We start from the raw sequence: 25,886 nt of genomic DNA, 5'->3' as shown, positions 1-25,886 counted from the left end.
TCTCCGGGTGTGTGGAATGTGAGGCAATGCTAATGAACCCATAAGCGAAAGTAATCGTAAGATTGCATGAATTTGAGCTTTCTAGAACCCGCATTTTTGTGCATTCTTCCCAGTCATGATCACACTCGACACAAGGCTTGCGCAGGAAATCGTCACCCGGACGATGAAGATCATTCCGTTCAACGTGAACGTGATGGACGCACGGGGCACGATCATCGGCAGCGGTGAGCGCGCCCGCATCGGCGAGCTGCATGCCGGCGCCCAGCTTGCGATCGCGCAGCGGCGCACCGTCGAAGTCGATACCGGAGCGATGCGTGTCATGGCCGGCGCGCGCCCCGGCGTGAATCTGCTGCTGACCGTGCGCGGCGAGATCTGCGGCGTCGTCGGTCTGACCGGAGACCCCGAGGCGGTGCGGCAGTTCGGCGAGCTGGTCAGGATGACCGCGGAGATGATCCTCGAACAGGATCAGCTGAACCGCGATCTGCAGCGCGACGCGCGCTACCGCGAGGAATTCGTGCTGCAGTGGCTCGCCGGCGACGCGGTTCAGGATGGCAGTCTCGCGAACTGGGCGGGCCGGCTCGGCATCGATCTTGATCTGCCGCGCTCGGCGCTCGTGCTGATCCTCGATGCGGGAGTCGAGCCGGATACCGCGCTCTCCAGCCTGCAGCATCTGAAACAACGCCTCGCCTCGGCCCACAGGGATTGCCTGAGCGCCTCGCGCTCGGCGCGTGAACTGGTGATCCTGATGCCGGTCGCGGATCCGCAGGCCGGTGAGCGCAGGTTCTCGGCCCTGAGCTCATGGTTTGCGCAGGAGTGCCGGCACGATTTCCGCTTCGCGATGGGCGTCGCGCTGGGCGGCGTCGAGGCCGTCGCCCATTCCTACCAGAGTGCGCTCGCCTGCCTGCAGGTCGGCCTCGTACGCAGGCTCGGCAAACCCGCGCTGTCCTATTACGATCTGCGCCTGCCCGTGCTGCTCTCCGGTCTGGGGGCGGGCTGGCAAGCCGATCAGCTCAGGCTGCCGCTGCGCCGGCTCGAAGCGGCAGATCGCCGCGGCGCGCTGCGGGCCACGCTGAACGCGTGGTTCGACGCGAACGGCCATCTGTCGGCGACGGCGCTGAAGTTGCACATCCACCGCAACACACTCGACTACCGGCTACGCCAGATCGCCGAGATCACCGGGCTGGACCTTGGCCGCACCGACGAGCGCCTGCTGCTCTACGTCGCCTTGCAGCTGGAATAGATCTCATTTCCGGTTTGACCCGGAACTGTCACATTCGCCCGGTAATGTCTGTGAGCAGAGATGAATGCCGTGCGAGGGAATGTCCCGCTGCGGCGATCTCCTCTTCTTTTCCCGCGCCTCTTGGCGCTCGCACAGGACAGAACTCATGCGTCTCGCTCCTCTTTCTTTCGTCGTTACCGCCAGCCTCGCGCTCTTGAGCGCTTGCGGCAGCACGGGCAGTTCTTCAGACGCGGCGGCCTCGCCGCAGCGCACGATCGTCATGGTCTGGGATGGTCTGCGCCCCGACGCGATCAATCCGACCGACACCCCGAATCTGTACGCGATGCAGCAGAAGGGCGTTCGCTTCACCGACAACCATTCGACCTATCCGACCTTCACGATGATGAACGGTTCGTCCTTCGCGACGGGCTCCTTCCCGAAGACCAGCGGCTTTTATGGCAACACCTTCTGGACGCCTCCCCAGGCCGGCGCGTCGCAGCCGATTCCGGTCGGCAACAGCGCTTCGGGAACGGCGCAGAACTACGTCGCGCCGGTCTTCACTGAAGACTACGCGGTGCTGACGACGCTGAACGACTACTACGGCGGCCAGCTGCTGCTGGTCAAGTCGTTGTTCAAGACTGCCCAGGAAGCGGGCCTGAAGACGGCGGTGATCGGCAAGTCCGGCGCCGCCTACATCCAGGATCTGGGCCGCGGTGGTTATTTCCTCGATGAGAACACGGTGCTGCCCCAGTCGCTCGCGACCGAGCTGCAAGCGGCGAAGTTCGCACTGCCGGCGAACACCGGCTATGCGTATCAGTCCGGCACGATCACGCTGGCCTCCGACAACGGCAACCCGACCGCGCGGGCCGGTGCGCTGACTTTCGCTCTGCCCAACGGTGTTCAGGCCAAGGATGCGACCGACAGCACCCAGGGTGCGCCGGAGAACGCCGCGAACCAGTACATGATGAAGGTCTATACGGACTATATCCTGCCCAAGAAGCTGCCCGATCTGTCGCTGATCTGGTTCCGCACGCCGGACAACACCGAGCACGCGTACGGTCCGGGCACGGCGAACTACCGCAAGGCCCTGGCTTCCCAGGACGCCCGGCTCGGCGAGCTGCAGGCCGCGCTGAAGACCGCTGGTCTCGACGCTTCGACCAACATCATCGTCGTGTCCGACCACGCGCACAGCAATGTGTCGGGGCCGACCGAACACTTCCCGCTGCGCGCGATCACCGCGAGCACGTCGGTCGCGAGCGGCGTCACGAACGCGGTTCTCGGCTCGCCCGATCCGGTCGGTGGCTTCTCGGTCTCGGGCGATGTGCGCTCGGCCGACCTGCTGACCTACGCGGGTTTCAAGGCCTATGACGGCAACGGCTGCTCGACTTCGGGCATGGCCGGCATCAAGGCCGATGGCACGAACGTCTACCCGGTCGGCGTCGATGCCGACGGCTCTCTGTGCGGCAGCGCGAAGACGAAGTACCAGGCGATCAGCGCGAACCTCACGACGCCGGTTGCGAGCTTCAAGATGCCGGCGACGCTGCCCGCCAAGGCGGTCGTGATCGCTGCGAACGGTGGATCCGATTACTTTTATGTGCCTGACCACGATGCCGCGACGGTCAGCAGCCTGGTCCGCTTCCTGCAAAGCCGCGAGGAGTACGGTGCGATCTTCGTCGACAGCCGCTACGGCGCGCTGCCCGGCACGCTGTCGATGGCCTCGGTCAATCTCGAAAACGCAGTCCGCCAGAATAAGGGCCAGCCCGATGTCGTCGTCAGCTTCAGCTGGGATTCGCAACAGCTCGTCAATGGCCTGCCCGGTATCGAGTTCGAGAGCTGGGGCGGCAACCGCGGCATGCACGGCAGCTTCAGTCCGATTGACGTCCACAACACCTTGATCGCCTACGGTCCGTCCTTCCGCTCCGGTGTTGCGGTTAGTACTCCGACCGGCAACGTCGATGTCGCGCCGACTGTCGCCTATCTGTTGGGCAAGTCGATGCCGCAAGCGGATGGCCGCATCCTGAACGAGGCGCTGGTCAAGCCGGCGAGCAGCGCTCAAGCGTCGGTGCAGCAGGCCGTCGTCAATCCGTCCGCTCCGGCGACCGGTCTCGTCTTCAAGCTGCCGACCGACCCGAGCGGCGCCGCGATCGACACCGCGCGCCCGGCGGGCAGCTACTCGGTCAACCTGATCGTCAAGGACCTGACCGTGGACGGCAAGACCTACCGTTACTTCGACTACGCGCAAGCGGTCCGCAACTGATCTGATCGTTAAAAAACAATGACTAATCGTTTCATTTCAAAGGTCCCGTGCCTCGCACGGGCCTTTTTTGGCACGCTGATCGCCGCCGCGAGCGGCGCCAGCCTGGCCGCTGCCGGTCTGGATTTCGACAAGACCTTCACGAGCCGGGGCGAACCCCGACATCTTCACTTCGAGGCCCGCTTCCTGCTCAATGCGAAGCTGCACGAAGTCGAGGTCTGGCGGGAAGGCAGCCGTCAGCTGAGGCGGCGCACCGATGCGGCGATCGAGACTTTCCTGCAGAAGCCGGAGAAAGACGCGGAATGGCACATGAGCGTCCTCGACCTCAAGCGCCGGATACGCACTGACATCGACCGCAGCAATCTCTATCGGGTCGGTCACTTCACCGACTGGTTCTCTCTTGCGCACGCGCTGGTCCGCCCCACGGGAAGCTACAGTCTGACCCGCTCCGAGGCTCCCGAGGGAGCCGAGAAACCGCTGCGTTCCTGCCGTTGGTACGCGCTGAGCCAGCAGGCCCAGCAGAGCCGGATCTGCTGGAGCGCGGATCTGCATCTGCCAATGCTGATCACCGATTCCAAGGGGAAAACGCTCTGGCAGGTGAGCCGGGTCGATCTCGACGCGCTGGGCGCCGAGACTTTCCGGATCCGTGATGCCGGTTTCGTGCGCAATGATGCGAACGAGGATATCAGCGGCGACTGATGCTCAGCGCAGCACGCCGTCGCGGGAAAGGCGCCAGGCGTAGGTGCAGATCGCAATATCGATCGCCCAGCCGATGTACTGGCCCGGTTCGGTCGGCAGCGCCATCCTTCCCTGGGTGACTGCTTCCCAGACGTGTGTGAGCAGCCCCAGGCCGAATACCGAGCAGAACAGCGGCACGCAGCTCTTCCTGAGACGGAAGATCTGTATGGCTGCGGCGAGGCTGAGGCCGGAGAGGACCACGGTCTGCGCGATATCGAAGGAGGAGAAGTTCGTCAGCGCTGCCTTTTGTGCCGGGCTCAGCGGAATCTTTCCCGACAGTGTTGCCCACAGCGAGATCGCAAGCACGCTCAGCGAGAACAGGTTGTAGAGGAATATGACCCAGACCCAGGCGGGGCGCAGCGGTGCGCCGGTCTCGGTTGCGGGAACGGTATCAGTGTCGGTATCGGTATCGGTCATGGCGCGTGCGTTCAGGGGGAGTGGGGTCCGATTCTACTTCATCGCGGCGAGCGGCCCGATCCCGCCTCCTTGAGGCTGGGTGCATAGAAGTGCGCGTTTCGGGCGTGGGCGAAGAAGCGGGTCGGGCGCTCGCCGACGAAGGCGCTGAACTCGTGGATGAAATGCGATTGATCGTAATAGCCGTGGTCGAGCGCGAGGCCAAGGATCTCGCTGTCTGGGGCGAGGAAGAGATCGCGGACGGTCTGGTGGAAGCGCGCCGTTCTCAGGAAGGACTTTGGCGTGCAGCCCAGCTCTTGTTTGAAGAGCCGCTCGAAATGCCGGCGGCTGATCCGGTAGTGTCCGGCCAGCGCATCGATCTGGGTGTCGCGGTGCCGGTAGTAGAGCCGGAGTGCCGCATCGTCGATCAGCGCATGGCCCCTCTTGTGCGCGGCGAGCAGGCCTAGCAGCCAGCGATCGAGCAGGCGGGCGCGGGCGGCGAGGTCGGCGGTTTCGCTGAGCCGGGCCGAGAGTTCGGCAAGCTCAATTCCCCAGATCTCGCGGGCATCGAGTTGGGCGTTGGCGAGCTCGGCGATCGGCTGGGCGCACAGGTGGCGCAGTGCGCCCGAGCGTATCCGCACCGACACGAACGCGACCGCTCCGTCGGCGACCAACATCAGTGGAGAATCGTGCGCGTAATTGAGGTGGGCACGCGGCGCACGGTCCGGAAGCGCGCCAGGTGCGCCCATCAGGAAGGGCTCGCCGATATGGAAGAAGAGCTCCGCGCCGGTTCCCGGCAGCATCATCGGCAGCGCGTCGCCGCTCCCGCCCTCCCAGGACCAGTAGCGGTCGATGAAAGGGCGCAGCTCGGGGGCGGGCAGGATCCAGTGAGAAGCGCTCATCGCCGGGAGCATAGCGCATGGGCGCCGGTCGGGCCGTCCCTCCGCCCTGGCCGTGACGGACGGGCAGGACAGCATCGACTAACCGCCGCGGAAGAAATCCGGTCGCTCCTGCATAAAAAACCACTTTGCTGGTGTTTTTGGCTGAGCGCCAGGCTATTTTTAAATAATCCCAGCAAAAAAGGATTTATTGAGTTTTGAGCGGAATGAAACCTATAATCCTTCCAAACTAGGAGTTATTCGATGCGCAGAGTCCTTCCTCTACCGTTTCCGACCGAGTCCCTGGTGACGAGTGCCAAGGACCTGGGTCAGGCGATACGCGCCGCGCGCACCGGATCCGGTCTGACGATTGAAGACGCAGCCTTGCTGGTCGGAGTCGCCAAACAGACTCTGTCCGATGTCGAACAGGGCAAGCCGACGGTTGCCTTTGGCACCGTGATCAAACTTGCGACGGCGCTGGGGGTTTCGCTGTTCATGGCCGAGAAAAAGAATCAGGAGCGGGTCCGCCGAGGATTGACGGAGCTCGTCGATGAAACTTGATGTTCTGCTCGGCCATCTGCTCGTCGGAACCTTGGAACACGATCCAGCGACGAACCGCTTCGCGTTCGCGTATGCGCAGCAATGGCTGCGAGCGAAAGACTGCTTTGCGCTGAGCCCCCAGTTGCCTTTGTTCGAGCTACCGGGTCAGCCCGCGGATGCGCACAGCGCGGCGGTTCGTCAGTTCTTCGAAAACCTGCTGCCGGAAGGTCAGGCTCTCGATGCCGCGGCATCGTCTCATCGGATCTCCAAATCCAACCTGATGGGGCTGCTGGTGGCTTTGGGGGGCGAGACGGCCGGTGCGCTGCGCCTGCGCCTGGACGATGTGGGGACAGAGGAAAGGGAGGGCGTTCGTCCGGTTTCCGATGCCGAGCTGTCCGAACGAATCCGCTTGCGACCGCAGCTGCCGTTTTCAGTCTGGGACGGAAAAGTCAGGCTCTCGATCGCCGGTTTTCAGGACAAGATGGCTTTGTACCGGAGCACAGCGGGCTGGGCCATCGTCGAAGGAGTCGATCTGGCTTCGACGCACATCCTGAAGCCCGAGCCGGTGTCCTCCGCGCTGGCCGGGCTGACGTCGAACGAATTCGTCTGCATGCGTCTGGCCAAAGCCGCTGGATTGCCGGTTGCTCCGGTCGAACTGATCCATGTTCCCGAACCCGTTCTGGTCGTCACACGATTCGACCGCCGCGTGCGGGAAGGGCGCATCGAGCGTCTTCACATCATCGATGGCTGTCAGGCTCTGGGGCTCTCCAGCGGTTTCAAATACGAACGCCCTTATGGCGACGTCCGCGACGTCAGGCAGATTCGCGACGGAGCATCGCTGCCGCGACTGTTTGCCTTGCTGGCCGATACCGCCCAGCCCGCTGCCCAGCGGCTTCAATTGCTGCGCTGGACGATCTTCCAGGTTCTGATCGGCAATACCGATGCCCATGCGAAAAATCTGTCCTTCTTCTCCGGCCCGGAGGGCTTGAGTCTGGCTCCTGCTTATGATCTTGTCTGTGCGCTGGCATTCGACCGTCAGGCCTTGGCGGGAACCTATGCGATGGCGATTGGCGATGCGTTCAGCGAAGACGAGCTGTGCCCCTACGAATGGGCGAACTTTGCCGAAGCCTGTGGCCTGAACCCCAAGCTGGTCGGCCGCGAGCTGACGCGGCTGGCCAAGGCCACGCTCGCCGCGCTCGATCGCGAGCTCGGTGAGGCGATCCGTCTCGGGGCAAAAGCCGAGCCAGTCGCAATGCTGGAGCAAGTGATACGGACGAGCTGCCGCCGGCAGATTGATATGGCTCCCGAGATCCCGTCGGCGTGCTGAACGCGGGAACTCTAGAATGGCTGCTGAGCTCAACCTGGAAGGCGCATCACGATGAATTCATTCTTCAGGGCTCCTCTTTCGATCTGCGCTATTGCTTGCCTGCTGATGCCCGGCTGCGCGCCGGCTCCTGAAATGGCCCATCCACATGCGCAGATCGCCAATCCGGCCTCGGTCTACTGCGTCAGCCAAGGCGGCAAGCTCGAAATCCGCAAGTTCGAATCCGGCGACGAAGCGGGCTTCTGCCACCTTCCGGACGGCCGTGCGATCGACGAGTGGGAACTCTTCCGTCGCGATCACCGCGTGGAACCCTCCGCGCCGCGCCACTGAGCTATGGCGCATGGATCGGGGCGGCCTGTCTGAGATCGCCTCCGGATACTCAGTGCGGGTGGCGAAGTGCTTGCGGGTAGAGCATAATTTTGACGGACCCGTGGGGGGCTCCTGTAGGGTGGGTTCGGCGCGCAGCGACAACCCGCCTTACCGTACCGAAAAAATCCCGGTGGCTTGCTTCACGAAGCTACTCTGTACGGTTTTCTGGCAAGACGGTCGATGACTACGCCATGAGAATTTACGCGCAAAACCGCTTCGTCTCGGTTCTGGCCATCTTACTCGGCGCAGTGACCGCACCCTTGCTGTTCAAGGCCGCCGGTCTGCCCGGAGGCTGGATCTTCGAGGGGCCGGCGCAGTTCATCTTGACGATCGCTGCGACGGCGGGATTGATGATCGCGTTCGGCCGTGTGGGCGACCGGCTGGCGAGCCGGCTGTCCGTCTTTCGCAAGTCTTCGCGGGGCTGAAGTAACTCAGTTGCCGCACCACTGCTCTTCGCAGGGCACGCCGTCGTGGTCGCCGTCCATTTTTACGTCCGGGCAGTGCTTCAGGAAGTACTTTGCTTCGTCGCAGGAGTGCATCTGCGAGCAGTACTGGCGGCCATCGCAGCGGTAGCTGTTCAGCGCTTCGGTCGCAGGTTGTTCGCTGTTTGAAGCCCGGGCTGGCTGGACGGGAGACGGGTGGAGCTTGGGCCACAGGGTCTTTGCGCCGACAGCGACGACTGCGACGAAGAGCAGGGCGCCGAACAGGTTTGGGGCGGATTTCTCCTGCCGCTTTGCCCTCGGGGCTGGGTGGGGCTGGCCGGGACGCTGGACGCGGATTGCGCACTTTTTGCCCCGATCGCCGGGTTCCACTTCGAAGCTGAGCTTCTCGTTGAGCTGAGGCCGCTGGCCGTTGCGGGGAAAGGCCGAGATATGGACGAAGATCTCCCCGTTCCCCACGTCGGGCGCGATGAATCCGAAACCCCGCTCATCGTTCCACTTCACCAGGATGCCTTCGAAGCGCATCAAATCCTCCCTCCTTCAGCTTCACGAGAAGGCTATTGTGCTGCGCATTGCAGGATGGAGCATCATCTCCTGCTTGGAACTGCGGGAAGCTTTGTCTCCCGCACCCATTCTTCGGCGATTGTGGCTGATTGCGCTCGTATGCAGAGCATGGTTTCGCGGGAGGCGATCCTAGTTCGGACTGTTTTCCTTGCAATTGCAGCTCATCCTCTGGCAGAGCCGGCCTGGGTCGATGATGGACAGAATCCTGTTCCTGTCCGTCGAACTGCCTAGGCCAGTCACAGCCCCGACGAAGATCGAGTTGCCGGCGGCCATGGCCTGACCGATACGCTGAATCGACCCGGGGGGAATCTCCGGAATTTCGCCCAGGGCCTCAACCAGGATTCCCATGCAGATCTTTTCGTGACTCTTCAGCACGATGATCTGCCGCAGGCGTCCGGATGGGGGAGGGCTTGCGAGGAGGGGGGTGAGGTCGATGACCGAAATCGCCCTGCCCCGGTACATGCAGATTCCCGCGATCAGTTCGCTTCGACTCCCGTGCACCGGGGATAAATCCCTGGCTTCTATCGCTTCCACCACTGAGTCCGCCAATACGCCGAGCCATTGTTGGCCGATGTGAAAGCTGGCGATCTCGATACGATCAGCTCCGTCTCCGGTTTGCCTGCTCCGTTCCTGCCTGGGGTCAGAGTCCACATGGCCTGGGCTGCTAGAAAGTATGATGTTCTCCGCGCGGCCCAGAGGAAAGGCGGATACGGCAAGAACGTGGTCGACATGGCCGTCGCTGGTCTTGTACTCCCGGTAGCCGGAGGAGCTGACGACTCCTATCGCGTAGTACGCGCCATCGATGATCCGGATGTCGGCCCAACGGCCGCTCTGCACCGCAGAGCCTTGATCCGATGTCAGGGGCAGGTGGGATCCAACGGGAAAGGCCTCAGCCGTGCTGGCGCGCACCGTCCCATTCTCATCGATGAAGAAGGCCTCGGCGCCAGCGACCGGTTGTCCCGACTCATCGTTGGGCAGGGTGTCGTTCAGCATCGCTTCAAACTGAGGCCGGCCGTCGAAAGCGATGCCGATCCCGCCAAGGGCGGCTGATCCGTCCTGATTGAGGATCGCTGCCGCAAAGACATAGGTGGGGCTTCCTCCATACAGTTGCGTTTCGCGGAACTCCGATCTGACATAACTCTGCGGGCTGTCCAGTTCAAGGCAGCGAGCAATCCACTCTTCTCCCAGTCGCTCTCCGATCAGGCCTGCGCGCTCCGGGTTGGATGTCGCGAGGACGGTGCCCGAAGAGTCGAAGATCACCAGATTGTGGTAGACGGTATAGAGGCTGTTGATCCGGGAGAGGATCGCTGAGCACTGGGAAATGTCCTCCGCTCCCGGGGAGGGGAGGGACAGGACCCTGCGGAAAGTCGCGTTTTGCGCCCACCATCTGCAATCGTTCGCCCGTTCGTAGAGATTGCGGTCCATCAGGTCGATCGCCAGGGCTGACCGGACGACGCCCCCCTGCAGCAGGGCTGCGACGACCGTCTCGCGCAGGTTGCGAATCGACTGTTCAAACGTGGCTTGCGTCCTGCGGCCCGTCCGGGAGATCTCCCAGAGCAGGGTCTTCGCGAAGGCAAAGTTGGGGCTGCTGCCGGAGGTCTGGCGCACCGATCCGTTCCAGACCGACCGGCTCAGATCGTTCTGGATCGCCTCGGCCTGTCTGGGGATCTCCCGCAAGGCATCGGAAAAGAGCCGGGATTGCTCTGCAACCGCCTCCAGCAGGCATGGGTCGATGTGTTCGAGCAGTTCGGTGTCGTCACGCTCGAATGCGTATTCGACAGGGAGAAGGCCCAAGCCTCGCCATCCCGGCCCCGGATAGCCTTGGTAAGCGTGTGCGGGGCAGGCGACGGCGAGATATTCTCGGCCGCAGAATCTCACCACGCCTCCTTGGGCGGAGCGCATTCGTTCATCGAGTTCCGTGCCGGCAGGCAGGTGGACGGGAGACGAGGTGGATACGACTCTCCCCTTTTCATCGAAGGAGGCCAGGATGCAGGCATCCTGGAAGCCGATCAGGTTCCTGAATATTCCCTCCGCTTCGTTTTCGAGCCTGAAGACAAGGGCCAGGACGCCGATCGGGTTTTCCGCACCATCCTCGACGCGGAAAGCGTAGATCAGGTTTTTCCCCGGAGGGAGAAAGTCCGTCTCACCGAAATACTCCACATAGGGAGCCGAAGTCGTCCTCGCCTCTTCGAGAAGTGGATGGCTGCTGCCCTGAAAGGACTGGTTTGTCAGGCGCGCAGAGATTCTGTGCTCTGCGTTGAAGAGAATGATGTCCGAGTAGACGGAATACTTGGCGACATATTCCTCGAAGCGCTGTTCGAGCGAGGCTCTGTCCGGACAGTTCTGGGATAGATGGCCCGCAATGGCGTCATCCGCGGCAAGAAAGCCGATGTCGGCCGTGCGTTCAAACAGGTTGCGAACGAGGGTGTCGATGCTGATCTGGGTCTTTGCGTTCAGATCCGAAGTGACCTTGCGAAGAATTTCCCTGCTCAGTTTGTTCAGCAGCTCACCGGTCAGGCGTTCGAAGGATTGGCGAGTGCCGTTCATCTCGGTCGCAGCGCCGGTCAGTTCCCCGAGCAGACTGAGGATGTCCCAGTTCCCCTGCAGTTTTCCGAGCGCCTCCCGGGAGTCTTCGGTGCTCTGCATGTGCCGTATGACTCCGGCGAGGTCGTTGTCGATTTCGACGCCCTTGTAGATTGCCATGAAGCTAGCCTTGTTCTGGATTGCTTTGAGCTCTGAGGCGGGCTGCCATCGTGTAACAGACCGCGGTCGAGGCCGATCTATTACTCAAGCAAAAAGTGATCCAGAAATGTGTCGCCCAGACTTTAAGAGCTGCTGTCGGGCGCAGTGCGCGACCAACTCGCGCTGCGCCCGGGATCAGGATGCGATAGCACTATCCTGGTGCCTAGGGGCGATGCGCTGTGCCCGTGCCCCGGAGCCCCGGAAGCCTCCCGGGGCCCTTCACTGCGCCGAGCTGCACAGCTCCACGATGTCCTCGGCCAGTTCGTCGACGCGGGCCGGGTCGGCATCCCAGGCGAACATGAAGCGGGCGGCGCCACCGATGAAGGTGTAGAACTTCCAGCCCCGCGCGGCGAGTCCGGCGAGCACCGATTCGGGTGCGTTCAGGAAGACCGAGTTGGCTTCGACCGGGAACGCGAAGGAGACGCCCGGAGCGTCTTTGATCCGGGACGCGAGGCGGACTGCGCAGGCGTTTGCGTGCGCGGCATGCTTGAGCCAGGCGCCGCTCTCTAGCATGCCGACCCAGGGCGCGGACAGAAAGCGCATCTTCGAGGCGAGCTGGCCGGCCTGCTTGCAGCGGTAGTCGAAATCGACCGCCAATTCCGGCGAGAAGAACAGGATCGCTTCGCCGACCGCCATGCCGTTCTTCGTGCCGCCGAAGCAGAGCACGTCGACGCCGGCTTTCCAGGTCATCTCGGCGGGCGTGCAGCCGAGCGCGGCGCAGGCGTTCGCGAAGCGCGCGCCGTCCATGTGCAGTTTCAGGCCCTGGTCGCGGCAGACCGCAGAGAGCGCTTCAATTTCGGCGATCGAATAGAGCTGGCCTGTTTCGGTCGGCTGGGTGATCGTGACGGCGCGGGGCTTGGGAAAGTGGATGTCGGAGCGGCTCTCAACCAGCGCACGCACCGCTTCCGGCGTGATCTTCCCGCTTTCGGTCGCGATGGCGAGCAGCTTTGAACCATTCGAGAAGAACTCGGGGGCGCCGCATTCGTCGGTGATGACGTGGGCGGACGAGGAGCAGATTACGCTGTGGTAGGACTGGCACAGAGCTGCCAGTGCCAGCGAATTGGCTGCGGTGCCGTTGAACGCAAAGAACACTTCGCAGTCGGTCTCGAACACGGTGCGGAAGGAGTCGGCCGCGTGGGTCGTCCAGATGTCCTCGCCATAGGCGGGCTCGGAACCGCTGTTGGCCTTGAGCATCGCGTCAAGGGCCTCGGGGCAGATGCCGGCGTAATTGTCGCTGGCGAATTGCTGGGCACGGGGGTGCCGGGATTGTTTTGTCATGAAGCTCGAACCTTTCTTGATCGGGCATCAAGAAGCAGAGCGGCTCGTGGCTTTCCCGTTTTTTGCCGGAACGGCCACATCCTCCGATTGTCCGGAGACACCACCTTGCTCGGGAGCAGGTTGGTGTCAGGCGCTTGCCTGACTCTTGATGCGGGGCCGAGCATAACAAAATCGCCAGCGGGGCTCAATGGAGCTCACGGGGGGGGATCCGCGCCGCGGAGCCGGCCTGCTTAGCCCGGGGTTTTCTGCGGTGCGGACAGGGGGACGGTGAACTCGAAGCTGGCGCCCTGGCCTGGCTCGCTGTGCGCTTCGATATGGCCACCCAGCGGGCCGGTCACAAGGTTATAGACGATGTTGAGGCCCAGACCGGTGCCGCCCTGGCCCATCCGCGTCGTGAAGAAGGGGTCGAAGACGCGGGCGAGGTTCTCGGCCGGGATGCCCCGGCCATCGTCGACGACCCAGATCACGACTTGTTCGTTGTTCAGCGCGCGGGCACCGATGCTTATCTTCCCGCTCTTCTGCTCGGGGAAGGCGTGGATGATCGCGTTCTGGATCAGGTTCATCAGAATCTGTTCCAGGATTCCCGGATAGCTGTCCAGGTTTATGCCCGGCGGGATCGAGACCAGGATTTGCAGGCCGCTGTGCTTGATCGTCGGCTGCAGCACGAGCAGAAAGTCGCTGACGACCTTTCCCAGATCGAAGTTGCGGCGCTGCGAGCTCGTGCCGTCGGCGGCAACCTGCTTGAAACTGACGATCAGCTCGCTGGCGCGCCCCAGGCTCCGCTCGATGATGTGGGCGGCTTCGTCGATTTCGTCGAGCGCCTTGAGCCACGCGGAGCGGCTCAGCGCTTGCTCGGGCGCGCGCAGAGCCCTGATCTGCTGGCTCTGGCTGGAGGCCGCGAGCAGGCTGTTGCCGATCGGTGTGTTCAACTCGTGGGCGAGGCCCGCGACCAGGGAGCCGAGCGAGGCGAGCTTTTCGCTCTGGATCAGACTGTCCTGGGCCTGTTGCAGCGAACAGAGACTCTGGCTCAACTCGTCGTTGGTGCGTTCGATCTCGGCCGTTCGTGCCTTGACCCTCTCTTCGAGCGAGGCGTTTATCCGGCGCTTCTCGCTTGCGTCGTGGATATAGCCGAGCAGCATCAGCGTGAAGACCGTGGCGATGAGCAGGTAGATGCCGCGCTTGAGGTTCTGCTGGGGCGCCTCGCTCGTCCAGCCGTCCCGGGGCGTCGCGGCGATGATCCAGCTGCCCCCGGGAAGCTCGATTCGGGCGGTGACCGGTTTTTCGGCGAAGACCGAGGCCGTCCCGTAGAAGACTTCGCCGTGCTCGCCCAGGCCGTCACGGCCGCGGATCGCGAGCTTCAGGTCGGTGGGCGAAGCTTGCAGCGCGACCCGACGCAGCAGATTGTCCCAGTCGATCGTGATGCTGATCAGCCCCCAGTATCGACCGTCGGTGCGAAAAACCGGGGTGCGGACGAGTACGCCACGCCCGCCCTGGATCAGATCGATTGGCCCCGCCAGAACAGTCTCCCTTGTCCGCATCATGCGTTGGATGCTCGGCCACTGCCTGGTCAGAGTTGAATAGGAGAGGCCGAGCACCTTTTCGTTGCCCTTGAGCGGATGGACCCAGCGGATCGTGTTATCCGGTGCGACCGCGATGTTGCGCACGTTGCGCCCGTTGTCGTAGATCGCGCGGATCAGCCTTCGCGCCTGCTCTTCGGTCAGCGTTTCGCCGAAGCCGCTCGTATAGGTGACCAGGCCGCGGGCAAGAAAGATCGTGCTGGCGAGCTCGGTTTCCAATTTGGCTCTCAGGTCGGCGACCCGGGCGGTGACGATGCTGTGCTGCTCTTCCTGCGCCCGCGCGCTGTCCATCCGGATCAGCTGCTCTCCGCCGGCGATCAGCATGAGAAAAGTCAGCAGCGCGGTCAGCGCGTGAAATCCCGGTTGCAAGGAAAGGCGCCGCCAGGCGAAGCGCAGTTGCCGCCCAAGCATTTTGGCCCTCCTTTCCGGGGTCGCGGGTTCTGATGGGGCTGCTCGCCTCAGCCAAGCTGTGGCCGAAGAAGAATAGGTGCTAATTGGGCATCGCGGCAATGCGCACTTCACGCGTCAGCTCTCCTCGCCGGAAGGCGGGGTCGATGGGGGCGAATCCTCCCGGCGGCGCCGCGCCGCAGCCTAGGGGCTTCGGCTGATTTGATGGAGATCAAGCGCGCTTCTCGGCAAGGGCTTCCGTCACGATCCAATGTTGATGACAACGGCAAGAAAGATGTCCCGGGTTCTCCCTGACGCAGCGAGAGGATGAGGTGGCGATTCTCAGCAAAATCCTTGTCTGGAGCGCTTTCCAGAAGAAAAGGGGCCGTTTTGTCACTGGGTTTGAAGGGGGGGCTTTGAGGAGGGGGGGGGGCTCTGAACGTCAACTGTTGCGTTCAGTAATAAGCCCATAAGAAAGTACTTGCGATACTGATATATCAGTTGTAGCCTGCTGATATATTAGTTTCTCAGACGATAAAACATCTTGATGAGTCAGCTTAGCAGCTGTTTCGTCACATGGAGGTCTTTACGATGGTCTCGTTCATGAACCAGGATTTTCTGCTCGATACGCCGATCGCCCGTCAGCTCTACAACGACGTTGCGGCCGATCTGCCGGTGATCGACTACCACTCCCACCTGCAGCAGGGCGAGATCGCTTCGCGCCGCAAGTTCCGCAACATCGCCGAGCTGTGGCTGGGCGGGGACCACTACAAGTGGCGCCTGATGCGCAGTGCGGGCGTGACTGAAGACTTCATCACCGGCAAGCAGTCCGACGAAGACAAGTTCCGCGCCTTCTGCAAGGTGCTGTCGCTGGCCGCCGGCAACCCGATCTACCACTGGAGCCACCTCGAACTGCGTCGCCTGTTCGGCATCGATCTGCTGATCAATGAAGCGAACGCGAGCAAGATCTGGGATCAGGCGAACGCCAAGCTCGCCGACATGGATACCTGGGCTTTCCTCGAACAGGCCAAGGTTGAAGTGGCCTGCACGACCGATGATCCGGCCGACGACCTGGCGCAACACGCCGAGATCGCCGCTTCCGCGCTGAAGACCCGCGTGCTGCCGGCCTACCGTCCGGACAAAGCGATGCGCGTCAACGCGCCTGGTTTCGTCGACTACCTGGCTCACCTGTCCAGCGTTTCCGGCGTCAAGATCTCTTCGTTCGAATCGCTGATCGCCGCCCTCGCGAACCGTGTCGAATTCTTCCATGCCCGCGGCGCACGGATCTCCGACCATGCGGTCGATATCGCTCTGCCGGCCGTCAAGCCCAGCGCCGCGCAGCTCGAAGCGCTGTTCGCGAAGCGCATCGGTGGTCAGGAGCTGAACGACGCGGAACTCGGTCAGTACATCCGTGGCCTGCTCGAAGGCGTCGGTCGCGTCTATGCCAAGTTCAACTGGGCGATGTGCCTGCACATCGGTGCCCAGCGCAACAACAACAGCCGGATGATGGGCCGCCTCGGCGCCGACACCGGTTATGACTCGATCTCGGACATGAGCTGCTCCGCGGGCCTCGCCTCGCTGCTCGACGCGCTCGACTCCGACGATCAACTGCCGAAGACGATGCTGTTCTGCCTGAACCCCGGTATGAACGAAGTGCTGTCGACGCTGATCGGCTGCTACCAGGACGGCAGCGTTGCCGGCAAGATCCAGTACGGTCCCGCCTGGTGGTTCAACGACCACAAGGACGGCAACCTGCAGCAGATCCAGACCCTGGGCAACCACGGTGTTCTGGGTACGTCGGTCGGCATGGTCACCGATTCGCGCAGCTTCGCTTCCTATCCGCGCCACGATTACTTCCGTCGTCTGCTGTGCCGTCAGCTTGGCCAGTGGGTCGAGGCGGGTGAATACCCGGCCGACATCGACGCTTTGAGCCAGATCGTGCGCGGCGTCTCCTACGAAAACGCGAAGCGTTACTTCGGTCTGTAAGCGGTAAATCAGGAATACGCCATGCAAAAAGTACTCTGCATCCACCCGGACGACGACATGTTGGTCGCTTTGACCGACCTGGCCGCTGGCGAGGTCGTCCAGTGCGATTCGGAATCTCTCCTCGTCAGCACTCCGGTCGCGCGCAAGCACAAGATCGCTCGCAAGGCTTTCGCTGTCGGCGACACGCTCAAGCTCTACGGCGTGCCGGTCGGCAAGGCCACCCAGGCGATCCGCCGCGGTGAAGCGGTGACGACCGAGAATCTTCGCCACTACGCCGCCGACGTCGAGCTCTCGTCCAGCCGTCCCTACGAATGGACTCCGCCCGCCGTCGGTCGCTGGGAAGGGCTGACCTTCCCCGGCGTCGTCCGCGAAGATGGTCGTGTCGGCACCGCGAACTACTGGCTGATCTATCCGCTGGTGTTCTGCGAAAACCGCAACGTCGAGCATCTGCGCAACGCGCTGGAAGGCCCGCTCGGCTATGCGACGAACGATCTGGCGGCATTCACGATGTCGCTGCTCGGCGAGGACATGGCGGCTGCCAAGCCCGTGACCCGTCCCTTCCCGAACGTCGATGGCGTGCGGATCATCACCCACACCGGCGGTTGCGGCGGCACGCGTGCCGACGCCCGCTCGCTGTGCAAGGTGCTGGCGACCTATGCCGATCACCCGAACGTGGCCGGCATCACGGTCTTCAGCCTGGGGTGCCAGAACGCGCAGATTTCGATGTTCAAGGAAGCGCTCGCGAAGCAGAACCCGAACTTCGCCAAGCCCTGCCTGATCTATGAGCAGCAGCAATGGGACAGCGAGGCGGCGATGATGCAGACCGCGCTGAAAGATACGCTGGCCGGACTGAAGAAGGCCAACGAGATCGCTCGCCAGCCCGTGCCTCTGTCGAAGTTGAAGATCGGCGTCAAGTGCGGCGGCTCGGACGGTTTTTCGGGTATCTCGGCGAACCCGGCGATGGGTCTCGTCTCCGACTACGTTGTCGCTCTGGGCGGCTCGTCGGTTCTGGCCGAGTTCCCCGAACTGTGCGGCGTCGAGGCGAACCTGATCGACCGTTGCGTCAAGGAAGACGACAAGCGCCGTTTCCTGGGCCTGATGCGCGACTTCGAAGCGAAAGCCGAAGCGGTCGGCACCCACTTCGCCGACAACCCCAGCCCCGGCAACATCCGTGACGGCCTGATCACCGACGCGATGAAGTCGGCGGGCGCAGCGAAGAAGGGCGGTACCTCGCCGATCGTCTCCGTGCTCGACTACGGCGAGCAGACCGAGGACAAGGGGCTGTCGTTGCTCTGCACCCCGGGGGGCGACGTCGAAGCGGTGACCGGCATCGTTTCCGCGGGCGCCAACGTCGTGCTGTTCTCGACCGGCCTGGGCACGCCGACCGGCAACCCGATCGTTCCGGTGATCAAGGTTGCGACGAACACGCCGATGGCCACGAAGCTCGCCGACATGATCGACTTCGACTGCGGTCCGATCGTCGATGGCACGCCGCTGCCCGAAGTGGCCGGCAATCTGCTCGACATGGTCATCGCGACCGCCGGCGGTCAATACACGGTCAAGGCTGACCGACTGAACCAATACGACTTCCAGTTCTGGAAGCGCGACATCTCGCTTTGAGCTCGCGCGGAGAAAAGACAATCATGAATCAACTCAATCGCGAAGCGCCCTCGGCGCTGCCCACCAAGTTCATCCAGTTCGGCGAAGGCAACTTCCTGCGCGCCTTTGTCGACTGGCAGATCGATCTGCTCAACGAACGCACTGGCCTCAACGCCGGCGTCACCGTCGTGCGCCCGATCAGCCGCCCCGATTTCCCGCTGCTCGACACCCAGGGCGGGGTCTATACGACGCTGATCCGCGGTCTCAACGAAGCCGGTGAGCCGGTCAAGGAATACCGCAAGATCACCTGCGTCCAGCGCGAGATCGACCTCGGTCACGCCTACGCGGACTACCTGGCTCTGGCCCACAATCCGGATGTGCGCTTTGTCGTCTCGAATACGACCGAAGCGGGCATCGCGGTCAACGACACCGACCGCTACGAAGATGCACCAGCCACGACGTATCCGGCCAAGCTGACCCGTCTGCTCCACGAGCGTTTCTCCTTCTTCAAGGGCGCGGCCGACAAGGGCGTCGTTCTGCTGCCCTGCGAGCTGATCGACCACAACGGCGACGCGCTGAAGGCCGCGATCAAGCATTTCGCCAAGTTGTGGGCGCTCGGCGAAGGCTTCGACAAGTGGCTCGACACCGCCTGCACCTTCTGCTCGACCCTCGTCGACCGCATCGTGACCGGCTACCCGCGCGACGAGATCGCTGCGATCGAGGAAGAGCTGGGCTATCACGACAAGTTCCTGGTCACCGCTGAATACTTCTACCTGTTCGTGATCGAAGGTCCGGACTGGCTGGCCAAGGAACTCAAGCTCGACGGCGCGAACCTGAACGTCAAGCTGGTCAAGGACATCACTCCCTACAAGCAACGCAAGGTCGGCGTGCTCAACGGCGGTCACACCGCTATGGTGCCGGTCGCGCTGCTGGCGGGCGTCGAGACGGTCGGCGAAGCGGTCGATGATCCCGTCGTCGGGCCTTTCCTGCTCACGACGCTGGACAAGGAAATCATCCCGGCCCTGCCGCTGCCGCGCGAAGAGCTCGATCCCTTCGCCGCCGATGTGCTGCGCCGCTTCCGCAACCCCTACATCCATCACCGCCTCGAATCGATCGCGCTGAACAGCTGGAGCAAGTACGCCGCCCGTGTGCTGCCGCAACTGCTGACCTACCAAGCCCAGCACGGCGCCGTGCCGCGTCGCCTGGTTCTCTCGCTGGCCGCGACGATGCGCCTCTACAAGGGCGGCGTGATCAAGCTCGCCGATGACGCCGTCAATCTCGAATGGTTTGCGCAAGCCTGGCCGCGCGTCGCGAGCGGGGAATGGTCTCTGGCCGAGATCGCCCGCCAGTGGCTGGCCAACGCCGCTCTGTGGGGCCGCGACCTCAATGAAGTGCCTGGCCTGACCGAGGCTCTGGGCCGTGCGCTGGCCGCGATCGAAGACAGCGGTGTGCGCCGCGTTCTCGAGTCCTGGAAAGAGGACGGCGCGGTTTAAAGATTCGTTGGAAAAAAACCGGTTCCCGATCCGGGTGGCCTTGCCGCCCGGAGGTGGGGACTCAATCAGAAGCATCAAGGAGACATCGTGTCAAAGATCAAGGGTGTACGCTGGTGGATGGTCGGCCTGGTCACGCTAGGCCTGGTCGTCAATTACCTCGCAAGAAATACCTTGTCGGTGGCTGCGCCGGCAATGATGAAAGAACTGAACATCACCACCGAGCAGTACTCGCACATCGTCGTGGCGTGGCAGGTCTGCTATGCATTCATGCAGCCGGTCGCTGGCTACATCCTCGACGCGATCGGCACCAAGCTCGGTTTCGCGATCTTCGCTCTGGCCTGGTCTCTCGCCTGCGGCGCGGCCGCGATGGCGACCGGTTGGCAGAGCCTCGCGGTCTTCCGCGGCATGCTGGGCCTGACCGAAGCAGCCGGCATCCCCGCTGGCGTCAAGGCCACTTCCGAATGGTTCCCGGCCAAGGAACGCTCGGTTGCGATCGGCTGGTTCAACATCGGCTCGTCGATCGGTGCGCTGCTCGCTCCTCCTCTGGTCGTCTGGGCGATCATGCAGGGCAAGTGGGAATATGCCTTCGTGCTGGTCGGCGGCATGGGCCTGGTCTGGACCGCGCTGTGGATGCTGTTCTACAAGCATCCGCGCGATCAGAAGTTCCTGTCCAATGAGGAACGCGATTACATCATCGCCGGTCAGGAAGCTGCGCCCAGCGAAACGGGCGGCAAGAAGAAGTCCTGGACCGAGATCATCACGAGCCGCAACTTCTGGGCGATCGGTATTCCCCGCATCCTCTCCGAACCGGCCTGGCAGACCTTCAATGCCTGGATTCCTCTGTACATGATGACCGAGCGTCACATGAACCTGAAGGAAATCGCGATGTTCGCCTGGCTGCCCTTCCTCGCTGCCGATATCGGCTGCGTGCTCGGCGGCTACCTGAGCCCGTTCTACACCAAGTACTGCAATGTCTCGCTCTTCACGTCGCGCAAGATGGTGGTCGTGACCGGTGCCCTGTTCATGGTCGGACCGGCCTGCGTCGGCTTCGTCGAAAGCCCCTACACCGCGATCGCGCTGCTGTGCGTCGGTGGCTTCGCGCACCAGACCCTGTCCGGAGCGTTGTATTCCGTCACCTCCGACGTGTTTACGAAGGACGAAGTTGCAACAGCGACCGGCATGGGCGGCATGATGGGTTATCTTGGCGCCGCGGCTTTCACCGCCGTATTCGGTCTGCTGGTTTCGAAGGTCGGTTACAGCCCGCTGTTCGTCGTCCTGACGGTCTTCGACCTGATCGGTGCTGTCGTCTGCTGCACGCTGGCGAAGAAGGGTGGATCCACTCCGGCAGGACTCGAAGCCTCTCTGGCCAAGGCCTGATCGGTTAGGTTTGTCGTGCGGTCTGATCGCGGATGCGACAGACCGCACCGCGTAGCCCCAGCAGTGAAAAATAGAATTTTTCGAGGAGCAATAAATGAAAACATCAATGGGCCTGGCAAAGAAGGCGATGCTGCTTGCAGCTCCGACCGTGTTTGCCTGTCTGGCGAACGTGGCTTCGGCTGCTGACGTTTCCCTGGCTGACATCCCGATGCATGTGAAGGTGTACGGCTTCCTGAACGCTCAGGTCGAATCGATCGAAGCGAAGGGCGGCGCGACGCCTTACGAGCGCCGTGGTCGCGTCTCCGACGGCAATTCGCGGATCGGCTTCTCCGGTTCGGTTGGCCTCAAGGATGACTTCAAGGCCATCTGGCAGATCGAAGGCAGCCTGAACGCGTTCGAACAGGGCGGCACCAACGATACGGGCAGCTCGGCGACGTTGACTTCGCGCAACACCTTCGTCGGTGTCGAGAACGTCCGTTACGGTCGTCTGCTGGCCGGTAACCACGACTCGGCTTATCGCAGCCTGGTCGGTTCGGGCGGCGAACTCGGTGGCAACCTGGGTCTGACCTCTCATGGTCTGGATCTGTGGAACAACACCAGCGCGCAGATGACCGGCAACTGGAACAGCATCTTCAGCCGCGGCGAAGCCCGCTACAAGAACTCGGTCCATTACTTCTCGCCCGAGTACTACGGTCTGCAGGCTGCTGCGTCCTACGGCTTCGACGAAAACGATTCGAACTCGAACGCGCGTGACCGCTATTCGGCAGCGGTGAAGTACACCCGCGGCCCGTTCGAGATCGGTGTTGGCTACGACATGCAGCGCCATACTGGCATCAACACTTCGAGGCTCGAAGCCGGCTACGGCCTGAAGATCGACGGCGAAGACAACCAGAACACCCGCTATGCCAAGGTTGTCGCGTCCTACAAGCTGCCGACCAAGACCTATATCGGCCTCGGCTTCGAACAGGCGAGCTACGGCTACGAACAGTTCGTCGAAGGCGACGTCAACGCATTGGTCGATGGCCACATGAAGCAGACCGGCTGGATGGCTTCGATCGCCCAGGACATCGGCAACACGTCGCTGATGTTCTCGTACGGCAAGCTCGGCAAGATGAAGGACGCGATTTTCGCGTCCGAGCAGGACTACGAAGCGACCCAGTTCTCGCTGGGCGCCAAGTACAAGATCAACGATGCCTTCGCGACCTATGCGTACTTCACGCACATCAACAACAAGTCGCAGCAGAGCGTGAACCTCGGTCAGTCGCCCGTCTATAGCAACAACTCGGGCAGCAACGACGCTTACCTGGCTCCGGGCGACAGCCCGCGCGCCTTCGGTGTCGGCCTGATCGCACGCTTCTGACGAAGTAGAGGGTCCAGCTCTTCCTTTTCCGGTCGCATTGCGCGGGCGGAGGAGGGGGGCTAGGCCCCAAAAAAGGAGGGAACGCTCTCGGCTGCGCCGAAGCGTCTCGAACGTAAGAGGCTTTCCGTTGATTCGGAAAGACTCAATGAGGAGTAAGAAATGAAAATGCCCAATCGGACCATTTCGCGAACGATGAAGCAATTGATGCTCGTTCTGACCTGTGCGACGAGCACCGTCGCGCTGGTCGCCTGCGGTGGCGGCGGAACTGACAATGCCGGAACCGTTTCCTACACGTCGTCCACGCCTTTCAAGGTCGGCACGACGACTTTTGATGCGAATTTGCAAGCCGAGCCGACCCTGCCGACCGATGATCAGGTCTGCGCGACGCTGAAGGCCAGCGATACGCTGAAGAAGCGCCCGGACGGCGCCCTGGCCTATGAGGCCGATCCTTCGGTCTCCGGTGCCGGCGTCGCCGCCAGCGCCGCGACGACCAACCCCGACCAGGCCCGCATCCAGGCCGCGCTGAACGCCTGCGGCGCCGCCGTCGACGCGGAAGTCGGCCAGGCGATCGCCGATGCCGACGCTGCCGCTGCTGCCCAGCAGCAGGCTGACGCCGCGACCGCAGCCGCCGCTGCTGCAACCGCCGGCACGACCTACTACGCGCCCAACACTGCCGGTGCTTCCGGCGAAGAGCTGGCCAAGGCCAAGTATCGTGGCAGCAAGTTCGCTGTCCGCCTGGTCATGGGTGACAACGGTGGTGACTCGTTCATCTCCGGCCCGCTGAACCTGCCCTCGGGTGTGACGCTGGTGATCGACAAGGGCGTGACCCTGTTCGCGAGCCGCGACGTGATGCTGTACAACCTGCCGGGCAAGTACTGCGGCAACACCGCAGCGCCGACCACGACGACGACGGCTTCCAAGTCGGGTTCGTCGGGCAACTGCCGCTCCTTCATCTCGGGTGACAACCTGGTCAACTCCGCGATCATGGGCGAAGGTGCGATCGATAGCCGCGCTTACGCCGAGATCGTGACGACCGACAAGTACTATCCGATCATGAAGGTCAACGAGACCTGCTCGAACACCTACGCGGCCTATCAAAAGGGCACGTTCGCTGCTGAGGGCACGGCTTGCGACAACGGGGGTACCTTCGTCAACCGCACGACCACGGTCCGCAACATGACCTGGTGGGACCTCGCGATGAAGGGCAACATGGTCGATAACGGCACCACCGGTACCGGCTCGCAGTCCTGCTTCCGGATGATGGTCTTCAACTATGCGAAGAACCTGACCCTGTACAAGATCACGATGAACAACAGCGCGAACTTCCACTTCGTGCCGAGCGGCATCGACGGTCTGACCGTGTGGGGCATCAAGATCCAGACGCCTTCGACCGCAGCCTTCGCGAACCCGGCCGGTAACGGCAACCCGCTCTACAACGGCGACACCTTCACCGAAGACAACGTCAAGAACACCGACGCGATCGACCCGGGTTCCTCGACCAGCAAGACGCAAGTTGCGCTGACGACCGGTGCGACCAACGTGCTGACCACCGCTGCTGCGGGTGCTGGCGTTCCGACCACGGTCTGGACGACGGCTACGACGACCTCGACGAACAAGATGTACTTCGACGGCTATCTGAAGAACGTCGCGATCGTCTACAACTACGTCTGGACCGGTGACGACGACATCGTTCTGAAGGGCAGCGCCAACCCCAGCCCGTCCGGTTCCGGTCTGCCCGGCATTGACGGTGACAAGTGGATCCGCGCCGACCGCAAGTACGGCATCGTCATCGCCCACAACCACATCTACTGGGGCCACGGCATCTCGATCGGTTCGGAAACGAACGCCGGTGTTCGCAACGTGCATGTCTATGACAACAGCTTCCGCGAATCGGAAGAGGGTCTGCGGATCAAGTCCGACCAGGCTCGCGGCGGTGAAGTCATGAACATTCACTACTCGAACATCTGCATCAAGAACGCTCAGAACCCGCTGCTCTTCACGCCGTACTACAGCACGAAGGCCGGCACGGGCAAGATCCCGAATTTCCACGACATCGATCTTACCGATGTCCGGATCCAGGGTTCGGGAACGGTCAAGCTGATGGGTTACGAAGCGGACAGCTCGAACCAGGGCAACCCGCAGTACCCGCTCGTGATGAACCTGAAGAACGTCGTTGCGGACAGCCCGGACAGTATCAACATGATCTCGTCCGACGCGAACCTGACGATCAACGGGGTGAACCTGCCCATCGTCGCCAATGCCGCCAAGCGCATCGTCGTCAATGGCACGGCCACCAAGGCGGTCGATGTCGATAAGGTTGTCAACTGCGATTACGCCTATGTCGATTACCCGTCGCTGACCAGCACGGAAGGCACGACCTGGGCGGTCCTGAAGTGATCGTTTAGTTTTCCGGGGGCTCGCCCTCCGGAATGATCAGATGACCGGGATGCCCCTGAGGCATCCCGGACGAGAACGGGGGCTGCAAGGCTCCCGACTCGTCTGGAGCGCCGGTCTGCAATGCAGACAGAACAAGAAATCAAAGACTGAATTCCAGAATCGATCTGGTTTGATGCAGGATATGAAAAAGACATCTGGCACGAATGAAGAGGGATCGCTCAGCGCTTCGCGCCGGGTCTATCTCGATCTGCGCAAGAAGATCACCGAGATGACGCTTTTGCCCGGCACGCGGATCGTTGAACGCGACATTGCCGCGGAGCACGGCACGAGCCGCACTCCTGTCCATGAGGCGGTGCAGCGTCTGACCGAGGAAGGCCTGATCGAAGTGACTCAGCGAGTCGGGACTTTCGTCGCCCGCATCCCGCTCGACCAGCTCGAAGAAGCGATGCTGGTGCGTACGGCGCTGGAGAGCGCGATCATCGACCGCGCCGCAGCCCGGATCACGCCCGAAGGGCTGGAGCGTTTGCGCCGCATCATCGCCGAACAGCATGTCAGCGTCGACGGACTCGACTATCAGGGCTTTCACAACGGCGACGAGATCTTTCACGAGACGCTCGCCGACATCGCCGGTCTGCGCGGAGTCTGGAAAATCATCCAGCAGGCCAAGACCCAGGTCGACCGCTATCGGCGCCTGACCCTGCCGATTCCCGGCCGGATGAAGGGGGTCGTGCTGGAGCACGAAGTCGTTGTCGATGCGCTTGAAAAGGGTCTGAAACGCGAGGCGGCCATCGCGATGCACGAGCACCTGGATCATGTCCTGCCCGTCGTCGAAGTCGCGAAGATGTTGCGCCCCGACTACTTTACCAATCACTTGTCCGGCGGCCGGGATCCCTTCGCGGGGGTCTGAGCCGTCTGAATGCGGATGCTGTCCTGTGTGCTCATTCCCGGGACCGCAGCGCACCGTATTTCCA

Annotated in this window: 20 protein-coding genes and 1 riboswitch; of the genes, 14 read left to right on the top strand and 6 right to left on the bottom strand. The window is 62.6% G+C overall.

Going from position 1 to position 25,886, the window contains the following annotated elements; translation table 11 throughout:
- Positions 1–115 precede the first annotated feature (115 nt).
- From ACHFB9_RS10750 to ACHFB9_RS10740, 3 genes are all read left to right on the top strand, one after another.
- Entirely contained in the window at positions 116–1,240 is a 1,125-nt protein-coding gene (locus tag ACHFB9_RS10750) for a sugar diacid recognition domain-containing protein (RefSeq protein ID WP_417067065.1), read from the top strand.
- 145 nt (positions 1,241–1,385) lie between these two features.
- Positions 1,386–3,476, top strand: a complete 2,091-nt coding sequence (locus tag ACHFB9_RS10745; protein WP_417067063.1) for an alkaline phosphatase family protein — start codon at positions 1,386–1,388, stop codon at positions 3,474–3,476.
- A gap of 18 nt (positions 3,477–3,494) precedes the next feature.
- The gene (locus ACHFB9_RS10740; protein WP_417067061.1) at positions 3,495–4,172 is read left to right on the top strand and encodes a hypothetical protein; all 678 of its coding nucleotides are present in this window, start codon (positions 3,495–3,497) and stop codon (positions 4,170–4,172) included.
- A gap of 3 nt (positions 4,173–4,175) precedes the next feature.
- Here ACHFB9_RS10740 and ACHFB9_RS10735 read toward each other — a convergent pair whose 3' ends face one another.
- Entirely contained in the window at positions 4,176–4,628 is a 453-nt protein-coding gene (locus tag ACHFB9_RS10735) for a hypothetical protein (protein ID WP_417067059.1), read from the bottom strand.
- A 38-nt stretch (positions 4,629–4,666) separates the two neighbouring features.
- A complete protein-coding gene (locus tag ACHFB9_RS10730; RefSeq protein WP_417067058.1) occupies positions 4,667–5,506 on the bottom strand; it encodes a helix-turn-helix domain-containing protein in 840 nt (279 codons plus the stop codon).
- A 240-nt stretch (positions 5,507–5,746) separates the two neighbouring features.
- Here ACHFB9_RS10730 and ACHFB9_RS10725 point away from each other — a divergent pair, with 240 nt between their 5' ends.
- The 4 genes from ACHFB9_RS10725 (at position 5,747) to ACHFB9_RS10710 (ending at position 8,140) form a co-directional block, all read left to right on the top strand.
- A complete protein-coding gene (locus ACHFB9_RS10725) occupies positions 5,747–6,043 on the top strand; it encodes a helix-turn-helix domain-containing protein (protein WP_417067057.1) in 297 nt (98 codons plus the stop codon).
- Positions 6,033–7,349, top strand: coding sequence for a HipA domain-containing protein (locus tag ACHFB9_RS10720; RefSeq protein ID WP_417067056.1), 1,317 nt, complete (start codon positions 6,033–6,035; stop codon positions 7,347–7,349). The genes ACHFB9_RS10725 and ACHFB9_RS10720 overlap by 11 nt, the downstream gene beginning before the upstream one ends.
- A gap of 132 nt (positions 7,350–7,481) precedes the next feature.
- Positions 7,482–7,676 (top strand): DUF333 domain-containing protein, encoded by a 195-nt coding sequence (locus ACHFB9_RS10715; protein WP_417067054.1) that lies wholly within the window; start codon positions 7,482–7,484, stop codon positions 7,674–7,676.
- Positions 7,677–7,906: 230 nt separating this feature from the next.
- Entirely contained in the window at positions 7,907–8,140 is a 234-nt protein-coding gene (locus ACHFB9_RS10710; RefSeq protein WP_417067052.1) for a hypothetical protein, read from the top strand.
- A 6-nt stretch (positions 8,141–8,146) separates the two neighbouring features.
- On the opposite strand, the gene ACHFB9_RS10705 is transcribed toward ACHFB9_RS10710, so the two are convergent.
- From ACHFB9_RS10705 to ACHFB9_RS10690, 4 genes are all read right to left on the bottom strand, one after another.
- Positions 8,147–8,680: a cold shock domain-containing protein gene (locus ACHFB9_RS10705; RefSeq protein WP_417067050.1), complete on the bottom strand. Its 534-nt coding sequence runs from the start codon at positions 8,678–8,680 to the stop codon at positions 8,147–8,149.
- 168 nt (positions 8,681–8,848) lie between these two features.
- Positions 8,849–11,266 (bottom strand): chemotaxis protein CheW, encoded by a 2,418-nt coding sequence (locus ACHFB9_RS10700; RefSeq protein ID WP_417067049.1) that lies wholly within the window; start codon positions 11,264–11,266, stop codon positions 8,849–8,851.
- Between the two features lie 414 nt (positions 11,267–11,680).
- Positions 11,681–12,739 carry a threonine aldolase family protein gene (locus ACHFB9_RS10695; RefSeq protein ID WP_417067047.1) on the bottom strand — a complete coding sequence of 353 codons (1,059 nt, stop codon included), beginning with the start codon at positions 12,737–12,739 and terminating at the stop codon, positions 11,681–11,683.
- Positions 12,740–12,787: 48 nt separating this feature from the next.
- A riboswitch (SAM-I-IV-variant riboswitch) is annotated at positions 12,788–12,896 on the bottom strand.
- A 73-nt stretch (positions 12,897–12,969) separates the two neighbouring features.
- Positions 12,970–14,727, bottom strand: coding sequence for an ATP-binding protein (locus ACHFB9_RS10690; protein ID WP_417067045.1), 1,758 nt, complete (start codon positions 14,725–14,727; stop codon positions 12,970–12,972).
- Between the two features lie 579 nt (positions 14,728–15,306).
- Between ACHFB9_RS10690 and uxaC the strand changes: the two genes are divergently transcribed.
- The 7 genes from uxaC to ACHFB9_RS10655 all read left to right on the top strand — a co-directional run bounded on the left by uxaC (position 15,307) and on the right by ACHFB9_RS10655 (position 25,822).
- Positions 15,307–16,689 (top strand): glucuronate isomerase, encoded by a 1,383-nt coding sequence (gene uxaC / locus ACHFB9_RS10685; protein WP_417067043.1) that lies wholly within the window; start codon positions 15,307–15,309, stop codon positions 16,687–16,689.
- Between the two features lie 21 nt (positions 16,690–16,710).
- Entirely contained in the window at positions 16,711–18,309 is a 1,599-nt protein-coding gene (locus ACHFB9_RS10680) for a UxaA family hydrolase (RefSeq protein WP_417067041.1), read from the top strand.
- Between the two features lie 23 nt (positions 18,310–18,332).
- Positions 18,333–19,781, top strand: coding sequence for a tagaturonate reductase (locus ACHFB9_RS10675; RefSeq protein ID WP_417067040.1), 1,449 nt, complete (start codon positions 18,333–18,335; stop codon positions 19,779–19,781).
- 87 nt (positions 19,782–19,868) lie between these two features.
- Positions 19,869–21,158, top strand: a complete 1,290-nt coding sequence (locus ACHFB9_RS10670; protein ID WP_417067039.1) for an MFS transporter — start codon at positions 19,869–19,871, stop codon at positions 21,156–21,158.
- A 94-nt stretch (positions 21,159–21,252) separates the two neighbouring features.
- Positions 21,253–22,518 carry a porin gene (locus ACHFB9_RS10665; RefSeq protein WP_417067037.1) on the top strand — a complete coding sequence of 422 codons (1,266 nt, stop codon included), beginning with the start codon at positions 21,253–21,255 and terminating at the stop codon, positions 22,516–22,518.
- A 159-nt stretch (positions 22,519–22,677) separates the two neighbouring features.
- The gene (locus ACHFB9_RS10660) at positions 22,678–24,915 is read left to right on the top strand and encodes a glycoside hydrolase family 28 protein (RefSeq protein ID WP_417067035.1); all 2,238 of its coding nucleotides are present in this window, start codon (positions 22,678–22,680) and stop codon (positions 24,913–24,915) included.
- Between the two features lie 181 nt (positions 24,916–25,096).
- Positions 25,097–25,822, top strand: a complete 726-nt coding sequence (locus ACHFB9_RS10655; RefSeq protein WP_417067033.1) for a GntR family transcriptional regulator — start codon at positions 25,097–25,099, stop codon at positions 25,820–25,822.
- Positions 25,823–25,886 lie beyond the last annotated feature (64 nt).

It is taken from the genome of Niveibacterium terrae (assembly GCF_048213115.1).
Classification (GTDB): domain Bacteria; phylum Pseudomonadota; class Gammaproteobacteria; order Burkholderiales; family Rhodocyclaceae; genus Niveibacterium; species Niveibacterium terrae.
This window is presented reverse-complemented; position numbering and strand designations above follow the sequence as displayed.

Bases quoted from the DNA above. Each gene is read 5' to 3' on its own strand.
- ACHFB9_RS10750 (WP_417067065.1), top strand. From the start codon at position 116: ATGATCACACTCGACACAAGGCTTGCGCAGGAAATCGTCACCCGGACG.
- ACHFB9_RS10745 (WP_417067063.1), top strand. From the start codon at position 1,386: ATGCGTCTCGCTCCTCTTTCTTTCGTCGTTACCGCCAGCCTCGCGCTC.
- ACHFB9_RS10740 (WP_417067061.1), top strand. From the start codon at position 3,495: ATGACTAATCGTTTCATTTCAAAGGTCCCGTGCCTCGCACGGGCCTTT.
- ACHFB9_RS10735 (WP_417067059.1), bottom strand. From the start codon at position 4,628: ATGACCGATACCGATACCGACACTGATACCGTTCCCGCAACCGAGACC.
- ACHFB9_RS10730 (WP_417067058.1), bottom strand. From the start codon at position 5,506: ATGAGCGCTTCTCACTGGATCCTGCCCGCCCCCGAGCTGCGCCCTTTC.
- ACHFB9_RS10725 (WP_417067057.1), top strand. From the start codon at position 5,747: ATGCGCAGAGTCCTTCCTCTACCGTTTCCGACCGAGTCCCTGGTGACG.
- ACHFB9_RS10720 (WP_417067056.1), top strand. From the start codon at position 6,033: ATGAAACTTGATGTTCTGCTCGGCCATCTGCTCGTCGGAACCTTGGAA.
- ACHFB9_RS10715 (WP_417067054.1), top strand. From the start codon at position 7,482: ATGGCCCATCCACATGCGCAGATCGCCAATCCGGCCTCGGTCTACTGC.
- ACHFB9_RS10710 (WP_417067052.1), top strand. From the start codon at position 7,907: ATGAGAATTTACGCGCAAAACCGCTTCGTCTCGGTTCTGGCCATCTTA.
- ACHFB9_RS10705 (WP_417067050.1), bottom strand. From the start codon at position 8,680: ATGCGCTTCGAAGGCATCCTGGTGAAGTGGAACGATGAGCGGGGTTTC.
- ACHFB9_RS10700 (WP_417067049.1), bottom strand. From the start codon at position 11,266: ATGAACGGCACTCGCCAATCCTTCGAACGCCTGACCGGTGAGCTGCTG.
- ACHFB9_RS10695 (WP_417067047.1), bottom strand. From the start codon at position 12,739: ATGACAAAACAATCCCGGCACCCCCGTGCCCAGCAATTCGCCAGCGAC.
- ACHFB9_RS10690 (WP_417067045.1), bottom strand. From the start codon at position 14,727: ATGCTTGGGCGGCAACTGCGCTTCGCCTGGCGGCGCCTTTCCTTGCAA.
- uxaC (WP_417067043.1), top strand. From the start codon at position 15,307: ATGAACCAGGATTTTCTGCTCGATACGCCGATCGCCCGTCAGCTCTAC.
- ACHFB9_RS10680 (WP_417067041.1), top strand. From the start codon at position 16,711: ATGCAAAAAGTACTCTGCATCCACCCGGACGACGACATGTTGGTCGCT.
- ACHFB9_RS10675 (WP_417067040.1), top strand. From the start codon at position 18,333: ATGAATCAACTCAATCGCGAAGCGCCCTCGGCGCTGCCCACCAAGTTC.
- ACHFB9_RS10665 (WP_417067037.1), top strand. From the start codon at position 21,253: ATGAAAACATCAATGGGCCTGGCAAAGAAGGCGATGCTGCTTGCAGCT.
- ACHFB9_RS10660 (WP_417067035.1), top strand. From the start codon at position 22,678: ATGAAAATGCCCAATCGGACCATTTCGCGAACGATGAAGCAATTGATG.
- ACHFB9_RS10655 (WP_417067033.1), top strand. From the start codon at position 25,097: ATGAAAAAGACATCTGGCACGAATGAAGAGGGATCGCTCAGCGCTTCG.